The following is a 13,736-nucleotide window of genomic DNA, read 5'->3' on the forward strand; positions in this document are numbered from 1 at the left end:
GGCATATCGGCAGCAAACTGACGGGCGTGCACCACCAATTCGAGTTGATCTTCGTCGTCCTGCTCGCGACCATCATCGCGCAGCCGCTCGGCCGGCGGCTGGGTCAGGCGCCCGCGGTGCTCATGACCGTCTTCGGCCTGGTTCTGGCGCTGATTCCGCAGGTCCCGGATATCCGCATCGAACCGGAGCTGATCCTGCCGCTGGTGTTGCCGCCGCTGCTGTACGCCGCGGCCCGGCGCACCTCCTGGCGGGCCTTCTCCGAAAACTGGGGCGCCATCAGCCTGCGGGCGGTGGTCCTGGTCGCCGTGACGGCCGTGGCCGTGGCCCTGGTCTTCCGCGCCTGGTATCCGGCCGTCCCGATCGGCGCGGCTCTGGCACTCGGCGCTCTGGTCGCCCCTCCCGATCCGGTCGCGGTATCGGCGCTGGCGGGCAAGCTCGGGCTGCCCCGCCGCCTGGTGGCGGTGCTCGAGGGTGAGGGCCTGTTCAACGATGTGACCGCCATCGTCATCTACGCGGCGGCGATCCAGGCGGTGGTCACCGGAAAGTTCTCGGCCTGGCACGCGGCCGGGGATTTCGTGATCTCCGCGGTGGTGGGTGTGCTGGTCGGCCTGCTGCTCGGCTGGCTCGGCAGCAAGCTCATGCGGCGGCTCGGTGAGGCGCCCTGGCAGGTGGCGCTCGGCCTGCTGCTGCCGTTCGCGGCCTATGCGCTCGCCGAAGCACGCGGCGGCTCCGCGGTGCTGGCCGTGCTGGTGTGCTCGCTGTATCTCACCGATGCGGCAACGGATTTCAGCGACAGCGACTATCGGCTGGTCGGTGACTCCTTCTGGGAGATCACCGAGATGCTGGTCACCGGTTTCGCTTTCGGACTCATCGGCCTGGAACTCAGCACGGTGCTCCGAGATGCGGGACCGGACTGGCCGCGCTTCCTCGGCGGTGCGGCCGCGGTGATCGGCGTGGTGGTGGGGCTGCGGCTGATCTGGCTGCTGTGCACCACCGCCCTGTTCCGGAACCGTTGGCGCACACACGATGCCGATGAGCCCTACACCTGGCGGGAAACCATTGTGACGTGGTGGGCGGGTATGCGCGGGGTGGCCACGGTGGCGCTGGCGCTGGCCGTCCCGCTCACCACCGATTCCGGTGCGCCGTTCCCGGGCCGCTCCGAAATCCTGTTCACCGCTTTCGCCGTCGTGCTTTTCACGCTGCTGCTGCAAGGCACGACGCTTCCGGCGGTGGTGCGCGCGACGGGTGTGCACGCGGACACCGGGCGCGAACGGGAGATGGAGCGGCAGTTGTGGACCCGGGTCCTGCAGGCGGAACTCGCTCGGCTCAAAGAGATTTCGACCACCGAGCGATTGCCCGAGGAGATCTACGAGCGTCTGCGGGACGGCTTCGAACGCCGCCTGGCGCAGGCCGATCCCGAAGCGGCGGACAGCAATGCGCGCATCGCCACCGACCGCACCGTCGCCTTCACCAAGCAGATACGCGCCATCAGCGATGAGGTGCTGGAGGCCGGTCGCACCGAGGCGCTGGCGGCTCGCCGGGAGCCCGGTATCGCACCGGATGTGGTGGATCGGGTGATGCGCCGCCTGGATCTGCGCACGAAGGCCGGTCGGCCGTAGCTCGCGGCGTCAATCCGGAACATCAAGCCCGACAGGCAGATACGAATAGACGGTCGCCGCGGTTATCAGCGCGACGAGCACGCCCGCGACTACCAGATTGGCCCGCCGATGCGTGGACAGCATGGCGATGAACTCGCGCAGGAAGGCCGCGGGCACGAAGTAGCGTGCGGTCCGGGCGCCCGTGACCTGGGCGTCCAGATCGAGCCGGCGGGTCAGCGCGGCGGTGCGCATGACGTGAAAATCACTGGTTACCACCGTCATTCGTACATCCTCCGGCGCACAACCGCGCTCGCGGAGCAGAGCCGCGGTGAAACGCAGGTTCTCCCGGGTATTGCGGGATCGATTCTCCCGGACGATGCGTGCGGCGGGCAGTCCGGCGGCCTCGAGGTAATCGGCCATGGCATCCGCTTCCGCGACCGTCTCGCCGGGACCCTGTCCACCCGAGGTCACCAGCAGCGGATCCGCACCCGCCGCCACCTCGTCGCGATACACCTCGATCGCCCGGTCCAGCCGTGAGGCCAGCAGCGGAGTGACGCGCCCGCCGGCCAGTCCACAGCCCAGCACGACCACCGCATCGGTGCCGGATTGCCGCGGAAGTCGTGCGTACAACACCGCGTAGCCGGTGAATGCCAGCAACTGCACCAGCAGGAGCATTCCGAGCAGCAGGAACGCGACGACCACCGCCTCCTGCCAGATCGAGGTCTCGGGGCCGGGATCCATGATCCGATATGCCAGCAGCGGCAGCACCAGCAGCCCGATACCGGCGACGGGCGCGACGGCGGTGGCAATGCGCAGCCCCTCGCGCCGAGTCAGCACCACACCGTTGGCGACCAATCCGATGCCCGCCGCCAGCAGCGACAGCGGTGGCAGCAGAATGACATGCGCCAGGGCGATTTCCAGGGCCAGCGTGGGGTCCCAGTCGTGCACCGCCAGCAGTGCCCACAGCGCGAGCAATGCGATCGCCGCCAGCAGAACGAATCCGGTTGAGACACGCCGCGGATCCTTGATGATCCGGAACGCCCCGAGCGCCGCCAGCAGTACAGCGCCGGCCAATAGCAGCGCCAGCACGATCGGTGATCTCACGGCAGCCTCCCCTCGGCGCGCGGCACCGGCTGTGCCTCGGTCGCAGCCGTCACGCTATGCGCAGTGTGCAGAATAGTTGCGCCGGGCACGCCGGAGGTCGCCCCTCCCCCGCGCGGTGCAGGAACTGTCAACACCGGCATCGGCGATCACCCCCGGCGGGCGCGGAACCGGTGCAACGCTCGACGAGGTTGCCGGTCGCGGGTGTCAGTGATCGACGCTGGGCGTCGCTCCCCTTCCCGCTCTGTTGCTTCCGCCACTCAGAATCAGCGCACAGCGCCCGGATATGCGGCGCAGACCACTCAGCAGAGCCGCCTTGAAGGTGCTGAGCTGAGTGCTGATTCGGTCTACTCCGCGACGACCGAAACCACGCCGCAGTCCTCGGCGGGCTACGCCGGATCAGTCGCTTCCAAGATCAGAGCCGCGCTGCCGGTCAGTGTGGGGTCGGCGGAAGTGTCCTTGAGGTCGACGCCGGAACGGCCCAAGCGGCGAGCGCCTTCGACGAGGCCGGAGGCGACCTGGGCGGCGCGGATGTAGCCGAGGCCTTCGGGTGGGTGGATGTTGGAGATGCAATTGCGTTCGGAGTCGGCACGGCCGGGGCATGGGAGGTGGGTGAGGTAGATGCCGAGGCTGTCGGCGACGGACAGGCCCGGGCGTTCGCCGATGAGGACCAGGAGGGTGCCTACGCCTAGAGCTTGGCCGATATGGTCGCCCAGCGCCACGCGGGCTTGGGTGGCGATGACCGGCGGGGCGAGGGTGTAGCGGTCGCCGAGGATTTCGGCGAGGGCGGCGAGCATGGGTACGCCGTGGTCGGTGAGGGCGCGGGGCGAGAGGCCGTCGGCGAGGACGATGCCGATATCCGCGCCGGTGTACTGCACTGCCGAAAGTCCTTCGCGGGGCGTGGTATCCGTATCGGGCGCGGTCGCTGTATCGGACGGCAGTCGGCCCAGGTCTGGGCGGCGGAGGTATTCGGAGCGGTCGGTTGCGCGGCTGCGGATGTGGACCGCTTCGCCCAGGCCGAGGGCATTCACTTGGGCGGCAAGGGCATTCACGTCGAGTGGGTTGTGTACGGCGTCGCGGGCGGCGGCGTGGGCGGCGCGGAGTTCCAGGACGTCGGCGGTGGGTAGGGCGTCGCCGGTGCGGCCCAGTCCGATGCGCGCCTGGGTGGTGCGCCGGAGGTCGGCCCAGAAGGCCCGGGCCGCAATGTCTTCGATGCCTGAGGGACGCAGGGATTCGTTCACGAGGCGCTCGCCAGTCCGCGCAGGGGTGAGGAGAGGGGCGGGACCGGCAGGACGCGGCCGTCGGTTCCCATCATGCCGAGGCGTTCGAGCCAGGCGGCGAATTCGGGAGCGGGCCGCAGGCCCAATACTTTTCGGGCGTAGAGGGCGTCGTGGTAGGCCAGGCTCTGATAGCCGAGCATGACATCGTCCGCGCCCGGAACGGCGATGACGAAGGCGCAGCCCGCCGCACCCAGCAGCGTGAGCAGATTATCCATATCGTCCTGGTCGGCCTCGGCGTGGTTGGTGTAGCAGACGTCCACACCCATGGGCAGCCCGAGCAGTTTGCCGCAGCAGTGATCCTCGAGCCCGGCCCGGATGATCTGCTTACCGTCGTAGAGGTATTCGGGCCCGATGAATCCGACCACGGTATTGACGAGCAGCGGATCCAGCTCCCGCGCCACGGCGTAGGCGCGGGTCTCCAGGGTCTGCTGATCGACGGGCCGTCCGCCGGTGCCCAGGTGCGCACCCGCCGAAAGTGCCGAGCCCTGACCGGTTTCCAGGTACATGACATTGTCGCCGACGGTGCCGCGCCGCAGCGACCGCCCGGCCTCATTGGCCTCCCGCAGCAGCGAAATATTCACGCCGAAGCCGGAATTCGCACCCTCGGTCCCCGCAATGGACTGGAACACGAGATCCACGGGCGCGCCCGCCTCGATGAGCCCCATGGTGGTGGTGACATGCGAGAGCACACACGACTGCGTGGGAATATCGAACCGCTGCCGCACCTCGTCGAGCAGGTGCAGCAGATCGGCGGTGGCCCGCGGGGAATCGGTAGCCGGATTGATCCCGATTACCGCATCACCGCAACCCAACAGCAATCCATCCAGCACGGCCGCCGCAATACCGCGCGGATCATCGGTAGGGTGATTGGGCTGCAATCGGGTGGCCAGGGTTCCGGGCAGCCCGACCGTGGTGCGGAACCCGGCACGCACCTCGACGGCCTTGGCGACCGCGATCAGATCCTGATTACGCATGAGCTTGCTGACCGCGGCCACCATTTCCGGTGTGAGCCCGGGCGATACCGTGGCCAGCGTGCGCCCCGCTTCCGCCGTGGCGGCGACCCCGAGCAGCCAGTCCCGCAGCCCGCCCACGGTGAGATGCGAAATCGCTTGGAAGGCAACCCGATCGTGCGTATCGAGTATGAGCCGCGTGACCTCGTCGGTCTCGTACGGCACCACCGGATACTCGAGGAAGGTGCGCAGCGGCACCTCGGCCAGCGCCCACTGCGCGGCGGCGCGTTCCGCATCGGATTCGGCCGCGCATCCGGCCAATTCGTCACCGCTGCGACGTGGAGTCGCCTTGGCCAAGAGCTCGACCAGCCCGTCGAAACTGTAGGTCGCGCCGCCGATTCGCTGGTGGTACATGGCGCAATCCTCCGGAGCCCATGTTGCTGGGGTGTAACCGCGACTTTCCCGGGGCATTACTACGCGTAACTTCTCGACTCACCGCCGCATGGCACAGGCCCGCTTGACCTCGGGATACCATGGCACCGACACCCCCGCGGGCGTCGGTTCGGACGGTGACGACCAGCAGCGCACGGGAGAACGGACCGCATCAGATGACTCTGCGCACCTATCAGCCACCCTGGCTCGACACCGTCGGCATCACCGACGAGGTGCACGCCCTGAGCGCATGGTGGGCCCGCCCGCAGCGGCTGCGGCGTGCCGTCACCGCCTATCAGCGATTGCTGGCGGTGACCCCGGCCTGCATCGCCTACGCCTTCACCCTCTTCGTCACCTGGTGGACGCTGCGCGGCGCCAGCGATCTGGTCGGCCGCCGACTGATCCTGTCCGCCTCCACCAATCTCAAGAATATGCAGCGGGATCCGATCCAGGTGCTGCTCGCCTCCGCGTTCTGGACCGAGGGCGGCGGTTTCCCGTGGGGGGACATCATGATCCTGCTGACGCTGATGGCACTGGCGGAACGCTGGCTGGGTTCACTGCGCTGGATTCTGGTGGTGGCCATCGGGCATATCGGCGCGACCCTGATCACCGTCGTGGGCATCTCGCACGCCGTGCAGAAGGATCTCATCCCGTTCCGGGTGACGGTCGCCTCGGATGTCGGCCCCAGCTACGGGATTTCGACCATGCTGGCGGTACTGGCCTTCCGGCTGCGCGGCTATCCGCGACTGCTCTGGGCGACCGGGCTGCTGCTCTGGTACGGCTACGGCGTCTGGAAAGGCCGCACCTTCACCGATTACGGCCACTTCTCGGCGCTGATCATCGGCTTCGCGGTCGGCGGGATCGCGGTGCTGATCTCCCGCCGCCTGCTGGCCTGGCGGGAGTCCTCGGCCCGCCGCGCCACCGAGAAGGCCGCTGTCACACTACTTCCCGACCGGGTCGAGACCGCCCCGGTCGCGCTGCAGGAGCCGGACGGTCGGCTCGACCACGCGGGCGGCGATCGGGCCCAATACGGCCATCAATAGCACGTAGGCCGAGGCCAGCGCGGCCAGCCGGTGGTTCACCCCGCCCATCGAAACCGCAAGTCCGGCAATGACGATGGAGAACTCGCCGCGCGCCACCAGCGCGGCGCCGGCGCGGGCCCGGCCCATCCGGCGAATGCCCTGCCGCCGGGCCGCCCACCAGCCGGTGCCGATCTTGGTAAGCGCGGTGACCAATGCCAGTGCGATCGCCCAGCCCAGGACCGGCGGAATGGCGCGCGGATCGGTATTGAGCCCGAAGGCCACGAAGAAGATGGCCGCGAACAGATCTCGCAGCGGTTCCAGTAGTTTCGCCGCCTCCTGCGCCGTGCTGCCGGAGATGGCGATGCCCAGTAGGAACGCACCCACCGCCGCCGACACATTCAGGGCCGAGGCCGCACCGGCGACCAGCAGCGCCGCGCCGAGCAGCTTGAGCAGGAACACCTCATTGTCATTGCTGTCCACGATCTTCGAGACGTAGCGGCCGTAGCGCAGCGCCACCACCAGCACCACCGTGATGGCCACCAATGCGATTGCCAGCGATTTCAGCCCGCTGAAGAAGCTCAGCCCCGCCAGCATCATGGTGAGGATCGGCAGGTACACCGCCATGGCCAGATCCTCGAACACCAGAATGGACAGGATGACCGGCGTTTCGCGGTTACCCAGGCGGCCCAGATCATTCAGCACTTTGGCCACGATGCCCGACGACGAGATATACGTGACGCCGCCCATGGTCACCGCCCCCACCGGACCCCAGCCGAGAAACAGCGCCACCAGCACGCCGGGTGTGGCATTGGCGGCAATATCGAGGAAGCCGGCCAGCCAATCGCGGCGCAGTCCGGTCATCAATTCGGCTGGGGTGTACTCCAATCCGAGTAGTAGGAGCAGCAGCACCACCCCGATCTCACCGGCCAGGTGGCCGAATTCGGTGGCGGCCCTCATCTGGAAGATGCCGCCGTCACCGAAGGCGAGCCCGCCCAGCAGATACAGCGGAATCGGGGACATGCCGAAGCGGCCGGCGAAGCGGCCCATCATGCCGAGCGCGAACAAGATCGCGCCGAGCTCGATCAGGGCTAGGCCGGTCGAATCCACCGCTTCAGCCGTCGGCCAGGATGCGAGCGGCCGCGTCCAGCCCGTGCGGGGTACCGACCACTACCAGCAGATCTCCGGAGTCGAGAACAAAATCCGGCCCGGGTGAGGGGTGCAGCTGCCCGGCGCGCATGACCGCGACAATGGAGGCCTTGGTGCGGGTGCGCAGTCCGGTCTCGCCCAGCATGCGGCTGCGGTAGGGCGAACTGCCGCCGATGGGCAGCTGCCGGGTGGTGATCCCCGGTAGGTCCCGGTGATCCTCCTTGAGCTTCTCCACCAGCTGCGGCGCGCCCAGCAGATTGGCCAGCACCCCGGCCTCGTCGGCGGTCAGGGGCACCTGCGCCAGGCAGGCATCCGGATCGTCACGCTGGGACACGATCAGATCGATGGAGCCGTCCTTATGCGCCACCACCCCGATCCGGCGCCCGGCACGGACCTCGAAATCCTTCCGCACACCGATACCGGGCAGGGCTGTCACATCGACGTTCACCCGTCCAGATTAGGACAGACTGCCCCGATACCGGCGGAGCAGCTCAGTTAGCGGTGAGCGGGGCGAAAATACCGTCGGATCCCGGCAGGTAGGAGGCCACTTCGACCACCGCGTCGACCGGCAGCGGCCCGTACAGATGCGGGAACGTCATGGACTCCGGATCGGTCGGCACCCCCGGCTCCCACTTCACCGGCGCGCCGAGCCGCTCCGGATCCAGCCACAGCAGCACCAGATCCGTGCGCCCGGCGAAAATCCGATTGGCCGGCAGATGCGCCTGATACGGCGCGGACAGATGAATGAACCCCACCTCCGCCAGCGAGGGCGCCCGATACTCCCCCACCGCCCGCGCGGCCTCCCACTCCTCGCGAGCGCACATGTGCACCAGGCTTTTCGGCGTCGACTCCGTTTCGGTTCCCACCCGGCCAACCTAGTTCAGCAGGCCGCTGGATTCAGCACAGCGCTGGATTCAGCAGTGCGCTGGATTCAGCAGTGCGCAGATTCAGCACGGCGAAGGGTTCAGCAGAGCGCAAGGTTCAGCACGGCGAAGGGTTCAACACAGCGCAAGGTTCAGCACGGCGAAGGGTTCAACACAGCGCAAGGTTCAGCAGGGCGAAGGGTTCAGCAGAGCGCACTATCAATAGGGCGCGGGATGAGCGAGGTGGATCGAGACGTCGTTGACACCGACTCGGGCCGGGGCGAATCTGCCGATGGCGCGGGCACCTACGGCGGCGTCGGCGGTCCAGACGCTGATGCACGGTCCGGCGGGTGTCCGCAGGGCCAGTTCGAAGGCTTCGCCCGCGTCGGCGACCCGGACCACGGGCAGGATCGGGCCGAGGGTCTGCTGGGTGAGGACGGACATGGTGGGGTCGGCATCGGCCAGGACGGTGGGTTCGAAGCTGTGGCCGACCGCGGCGCCGCCGCAGCGCAGGGTGGCGCCCTTGAGGAGGGCGTCGCGGACCTGGTCGCGGACGAACTCGATGTGTTTGGCGGAGGTCATGACGGCGAAGCCGGTCTCCTCACCGAGGGCCGGGCCGAACGCGGCGGCCTCATCCACCAGTTTGTCGACAAAGGCGTCGTAGACAGCGTTTTCGACATAGACGCGCTCGATGCCGTTCGGGTTTTGCCCGCTATTTGCCAAGCCGCCCAGCGCAATACTGGCGGCCGTTTTGCCCAGATCCGCATCGGCGAGCACCACCGCCGCCGACTTCCCGCCCAGATCCAGGCAGCACGGAATCAGCCGGGCGGCCGCGCGCAGGGCGACCACCTTCCCGGTCTCCATACTCCCGGTGAAGCGGATGTAATCGACACGATCGAGGATCGCCGGACCGGCATCGTGCCCGGCGACCGATTCGAAAACCGCTGGGGCGCCGAGACTTGCCCAGCCCGCGGTGACGGCCCGCAGGGTGAGCGGGGTCTGGGAGGAGGGTTTGACGATCACCGCAGCCCCGGCCACCAGCGCCGGCAGCGCGTCGATCATGGTCAGCGCCAACGGATATGTCCACGGCCCGATCACCCCGACCACCGCGGACGCCTGCTGGGCGATGGTCAGCTGCATGATCGCGCCCGGCCGCATGGGCGCCTGCGGCAGTTTGCCGCCGAGGAAGTCGGCGGCATTGGCGCGGTAGTGGTCGAGGGCGTCGATGGTGAGCGCGAACTCCGTCTCGGCCTCGGTCTCGGATTTGCCGGTCTCCAGACCCAAGAGCAGGACCAGCCCATCGTGGTTGTCCAGCAACCAGTTTCGGAGCATATTGAGCCAGTGGACGCGGCCGACGACACCCAGTGACCGCCACAGCACACTGTTGTCGCGCAGCCGTTCGACGGCATCACGCACCTGGTCGGGCGTATCGGCGGGGACCGTGTCGATGACCCGTCCGTCGGCGGGAGCGATCACGATGAGCATCGGCGGGCCGACCTTTCCTGAAGACGGCACCTGGCGGGGACTTTCGGCGAAGTATGTGTTTTGCGCTGTGCGCATGAAACTCACCGTATGGCTGAGGTTTTCGAGCGACCAGCTGGCAATGGGCCAGGAATCGACGAATATGGGCCGTACCCAGGCAACTTACCGGCCGGTAACGGCCCGCACACGCCGAAAGTTTGCGAGACTGCCTGAGTGACGGAAGAGTTGGCGCAACTGCGGTCCATCACCAGCACCGCCCTGCTGGCCGACTTCGCCCTGGGCCGAGGCATGACCATGCGGTCCACCCTGCAGGAGAGCGGCATCCGGGATATCGATCTGCGCGACCCGTCGACCGAAATCACGCTGGCCCAGGAGTTTTCGGTGACCCGCAATGTGGTCGCCGGCATCCATGACGAGCCCGGTCTGGGGCTGCTGGCGGGCCTGCTCTGCCATCCGCCCACCATGGGTGTGCTCGGCTTCGCCCTCATGAGCAGCTCCAACCTGAAACAGGCCATGGATATCGCGCTGCGCTACGCCGATCTCTCCTTCACCGCCGCGCACCATTTCATCGAGGAGCGCGGCGCCGAAGTCTGCGTGGTGCGTGACGATTCCGCGCTACCGGCCGATATCCGCCGCTTCACCCTGGAACGCGATCTGGCGGCCATCGCCACGATCCAGCAGGACCTGCTCCCCATGCGAATTCCGGCCGTGCGCGTGGAGCTCGATGTGGAAGCCCATCCGATCTACGAGATGTTCGGCGCCGTTTTCGGCGTGGAGGAGGTCGCGTTCTCGATGCCACAGTCCCGCATCAGCTTTCAGGCGACCACTCTGCAAACCCCGCTGCCGCAGGCGAATATGTCCACCGCCCGCTTCTACGAGCAGCAGTGCGCGGATCTCATGGAGAGCCGGCACAGCCGCACCGGTCTGAGCGGCCGGGTCCGGCAGCTGCTCATCCGGCACGGCGGTTCGGCCGATCAGGCCCGGATCGCCGGGGACCTCGATGTCAGCGTGCGCACCCTGCGCCGCCGCCTCGCCGAGGAGGGCACCACCTTCCGCGAGCTCAGCACCGAGACGGTCGGCCTGCTCGCGGAGGAACTGCTCATTGCCGGGCTCACCGTCGAGCAGGCGGCCGAGCGGCTCGGCTACTCCAGCGTATCGGCCTTCGCCTCCGCGTTCCGCACCTGGAAAGGCCAGTCACCAGGACATTTCGGGCGGTTGCATCGGGGGCGCGCGTCGGTGCGCTCCTAGCTGAACGGCCGTCGCGGCGGCACGGGGTGGCGGGCACGGCGGGTCGGAGGTCATGGGTACTAGGGGCGTTATCTGGTAGACCGTCGGGTACGCCCCCGCACCCCACCCGACCGTTCGAGGAACCATGAACCCGTCCGTGATCATGTCCGCCCGCGATATCGAGTTCCTGCTCTACGACTGGCTGGATGTGGAGTCGCTCACCGGCCGGGAGCGCTTCACCGACCACTCCCGCGACACCTTCGATCAGGTGCTGCGCCTGTGCCAGGACCTGGCCACCACCTACTTCGCCCCGCACAATCGCGAGAGCGATCTGCACGAACCGGAGTTCGACGGCGAGCAGGTGCACACCATTCCCGCCGTCGGCAAGGCCGTGCAGGCCTTCGCCGATGCCGGAATGATCGGCGCGGCAATGGATTACGACATCGGCGGCATGCAGCTGCCGCATGTGGTCTACACCGCCTGCATGTCCTGGTTCCATGCCGCCAATGTCGGCACCGCGGCCTATCCCATGCTCACCACCGGCAATGCCAATCTCCTTGCCACACACGGCAGTCCGGAGCAGATCGACCGCTTCGTCCGGCCCATGCTGGAGGGCCGCTACCTCGGCACCATGGCGCTCTCGGAGCCGCACGCCGGATCCAGCCTCGCCGACATCACCACCCGCGCGGTCCCGCAGGACGACGGCAGCTACCGCGTCTTCGGCCGCAAGATGTGGATTTCCGGTGGGGACCACGAACTTTCGGAGAATATCGTCCACCTGGTACTGGCCCGCGTCCCCGGCGCGCCGGAGGGCACCCGCGGTATCTCACTGTTCCTGGTGCCCAAATTCCTGCCCGGCGAAGACGGTAATCCGGCGGTCCGCAATGACGTGGTGCTCGCGGGAATCAATCACAAGATGGGCTGGCGCGGCACCGTCAATACCGCCCCGATATTCGGCGACGGCAATTTCACCCCCGGTGATCAGCCCGGCGCGATCGGCTATCTGGTCGGCGAGCTGAATCACGGTCTGCCGCAGATGTTCACGATGATGAACGAGGCCCGCATCAGCGTCGGCCTGGCCGCCACCGCCCTGGGCTACACCGGCTATCTGAAGTCCCTCGACTACGCCCGCACCCGCCCGCAGGGCCGCCCGCTCGGCGCCCGCGGCGGCGCCCAGGTGCCGATCGCCGAGCATCCGGATGTGCGGCGCATGCTGCTCGCACAGAAGTCGTATGTGGAAGGTGCTCTGGCACTGCAGTTCTACTGCGGCAAGCTGGTCGACGAGCAGCGCACCGCGGCCACCGAGCCAGACCGCGCCGCCGCCGGAACCCTGCTGCGCATCCTCACCCCCATCGCCAAGAGCTGGCCGAGCCAGTGGTGCCTGACCGCCAACGATCTCGCCATCCAGGTGCACGGCGGGGCGGGCTACACCCGCGACTACGACGTCGAACAGCACTACCGCGACAATCGCCTCAATCCGATTCACGAGGGCACACACGGCATTCAGAGCCTGGATCTGCTGGGCCGCCAGGTGACCCTGGACAACGGCGCGGCGCTCACCGCACTGCTGACGACCATGGCGGCCACCATCGCCGCGGCACGCGCGAGCGAAGATATTGAATTGTCCGAATTCGCCGACGCTCTGGAAGCCGCCGCCGGACGGATCGCCGCCACCACCTCCGGACTGTGGCGCGACCTCGATCCGGAGTCGGCGCTCGCCAACTCCGCCGTCTACCTCGAGGCCTTCGGGCATGTGGTGCTGTCCTGGATCTGGCTCGAACAAGCCCTCGCCGCCGCACCCCATACGGCGCGTGGTGAAACCTTCGGACTCGGCAAGCGCGCCGCCGCCCGATACTTCTTCCGATGGGAATTGCCGCGCACCACTGCGATGTTCGATCTCCTCGATTCCCGCGACCGCACCACGCTCGATCTGAACCCCGCTTGGCTATGAGCTTGCTAAGCGTGTCTGGAGGGTTATGCAATCGGAGTGTGAGTGTCGGGGCCCGCGGGTAGTCTCCCGGTAGACAACTTGATCAGGGTGTTCGGAGGGTCGGCCCGAGGGGTTTCGCGGGTACCAGCCAAGGCCTGTTCGCTTTCAGCGAAATCGCAGGTCGTGTTAGGCAAAACACACGGGAAACATCCCGGGAACAAAGACCGCTCCCCGAACGTCTGACAGAGTAGTCATCAACCACTGCTGGGAAGTAGCGGTAGCGAGGCTCGCGAAGTGGATCGCGAGCCCCCACACCAGGCAAAGGATGTGCGAGCATTCCGGAGCCAGGACGGAGGAGTCATGCCAGGAACCCTGACTAGCACCCCACTGACTGCGGTCGACCGTTGTGACCGTTGCGGGGCGGCGGCGCGCGTGCGCGCAGTTCTTCCCGCGGGTGGTGAGTTGCTCTTCTGCCAGCATCACGCCAATGAGCACATGGATCGTCTTCGTGCGCTCGAAGCCGTGATCAACACGGAGTCGGCACCGGCGCTGTAACAGCTCCTCCACCTCGAGGATGGTTCACCACCTCGGGGGGTCCGCTCGAAAATTGAATCTTCCCAACAGAATTACCCCCATGAACTGCGGGCGGCCCATACGGGTCGCCCGTTGTTCAGTTTCCGGGTCTCGACTTGCGCAAAACCGTCT

General features: G+C 67.4%; 12 protein-coding genes. 5 read left to right on the forward strand and 7 right to left on the reverse strand.

Annotated elements, in window-relative coordinates; translation table 11 throughout:
* The first annotated feature begins 26 nt into the window (after positions 1–26).
* Complete coding sequence (locus ABZX86_RS07435; protein WP_355120993.1) at positions 27–1,619, forward strand: Na+/H+ antiporter; 1,593 nt, start codon at positions 27–29, stop codon at positions 1,617–1,619.
* Between the two features lie 9 nt (positions 1,620–1,628).
* Here ABZX86_RS07435 and ABZX86_RS07440 read toward each other — a convergent pair whose 3' ends face one another.
* The 3 genes from ABZX86_RS07440 to ABZX86_RS07450 form a co-directional block, all read right to left on the reverse strand.
* Entirely contained in the window at positions 1,629–2,702 is a 1,074-nt protein-coding gene (locus ABZX86_RS07440; RefSeq protein WP_355120995.1) for a YdcF family protein, read from the reverse strand.
* A 386-nt stretch (positions 2,703–3,088) separates the two neighbouring features.
* Positions 3,089–3,913 carry an ethanolamine ammonia-lyase subunit EutC gene (gene eutC / locus ABZX86_RS07445; RefSeq protein WP_355121313.1) on the reverse strand — a complete coding sequence of 275 codons (825 nt, stop codon included), beginning with the start codon at positions 3,911–3,913 and terminating at the stop codon, positions 3,089–3,091.
* 23 nt (positions 3,914–3,936) lie between these two features.
* Positions 3,937–5,343, reverse strand: a complete 1,407-nt coding sequence (locus tag ABZX86_RS07450; protein WP_355120997.1) for an ethanolamine ammonia-lyase subunit EutB — start codon at positions 5,341–5,343, stop codon at positions 3,937–3,939.
* 155 nt (positions 5,344–5,498) lie between these two features.
* Between ABZX86_RS07450 and ABZX86_RS07455 the strand changes: the two genes are divergently transcribed.
* Positions 5,499–6,404, forward strand: coding sequence for a rhomboid-like protein (locus tag ABZX86_RS07455; RefSeq protein ID WP_355120999.1), 906 nt, complete (start codon positions 5,499–5,501; stop codon positions 6,402–6,404).
* Here the strand turns inward: ABZX86_RS07455 and ABZX86_RS07460 are convergent.
* The 4 genes from ABZX86_RS07460 to ABZX86_RS07475 all read right to left on the reverse strand — a co-directional run bounded on the left by ABZX86_RS07460 (position 6,303) and on the right by ABZX86_RS07475 (position 9,952).
* A complete protein-coding gene (locus ABZX86_RS07460) occupies positions 6,303–7,490 on the reverse strand; it encodes a cation:proton antiporter (RefSeq protein ID WP_355121001.1) in 1,188 nt (395 codons plus the stop codon). The genes ABZX86_RS07455 and ABZX86_RS07460 overlap by 102 nt on opposite strands.
* A 4-nt stretch (positions 7,491–7,494) precedes the next feature.
* The gene (locus tag ABZX86_RS07465; protein WP_355121003.1) at positions 7,495–7,977 is read right to left on the reverse strand and encodes a cation:proton antiporter regulatory subunit; all 483 of its coding nucleotides are present in this window, start codon (positions 7,975–7,977) and stop codon (positions 7,495–7,497) included.
* 43 nt (positions 7,978–8,020) lie between these two features.
* Positions 8,021–8,353 (reverse strand): DUF952 domain-containing protein, encoded by a 333-nt coding sequence (locus tag ABZX86_RS07470; RefSeq protein WP_355121315.1) that lies wholly within the window; start codon positions 8,351–8,353, stop codon positions 8,021–8,023.
* Between the two features lie 258 nt (positions 8,354–8,611).
* Positions 8,612–9,952 (reverse strand): aldehyde dehydrogenase family protein, encoded by a 1,341-nt coding sequence (locus ABZX86_RS07475; RefSeq protein WP_355121005.1) that lies wholly within the window; start codon positions 9,950–9,952, stop codon positions 8,612–8,614.
* A gap of 135 nt (positions 9,953–10,087) precedes the next feature.
* Here ABZX86_RS07475 and ABZX86_RS07480 point away from each other — a divergent pair, with 135 nt between their 5' ends.
* The 3 genes from ABZX86_RS07480 (at position 10,088) to ABZX86_RS07490 (ending at position 13,586) form a co-directional block, all read left to right on the forward strand.
* Positions 10,088–11,122, forward strand: a complete 1,035-nt coding sequence (locus ABZX86_RS07480) for an AraC family transcriptional regulator ligand-binding domain-containing protein (protein WP_355121007.1) — start codon at positions 10,088–10,090, stop codon at positions 11,120–11,122.
* 124 nt (positions 11,123–11,246) lie between these two features.
* Complete coding sequence (locus ABZX86_RS07485; protein ID WP_355121009.1) at positions 11,247–13,052, forward strand: acyl-CoA dehydrogenase; 1,806 nt, start codon at positions 11,247–11,249, stop codon at positions 13,050–13,052.
* 339 nt (positions 13,053–13,391) lie between these two features.
* Positions 13,392–13,586, forward strand: a complete 195-nt coding sequence (locus ABZX86_RS07490; protein WP_327145189.1) for a hypothetical protein — start codon at positions 13,392–13,394, stop codon at positions 13,584–13,586.
* Positions 13,587–13,736 lie beyond the last annotated feature (150 nt).

This window comes from Nocardia sp. NPDC006630, assembly GCF_040611495.1.
GTDB lineage: Bacteria > Actinomycetota > Actinomycetes > Mycobacteriales > Mycobacteriaceae > Nocardia.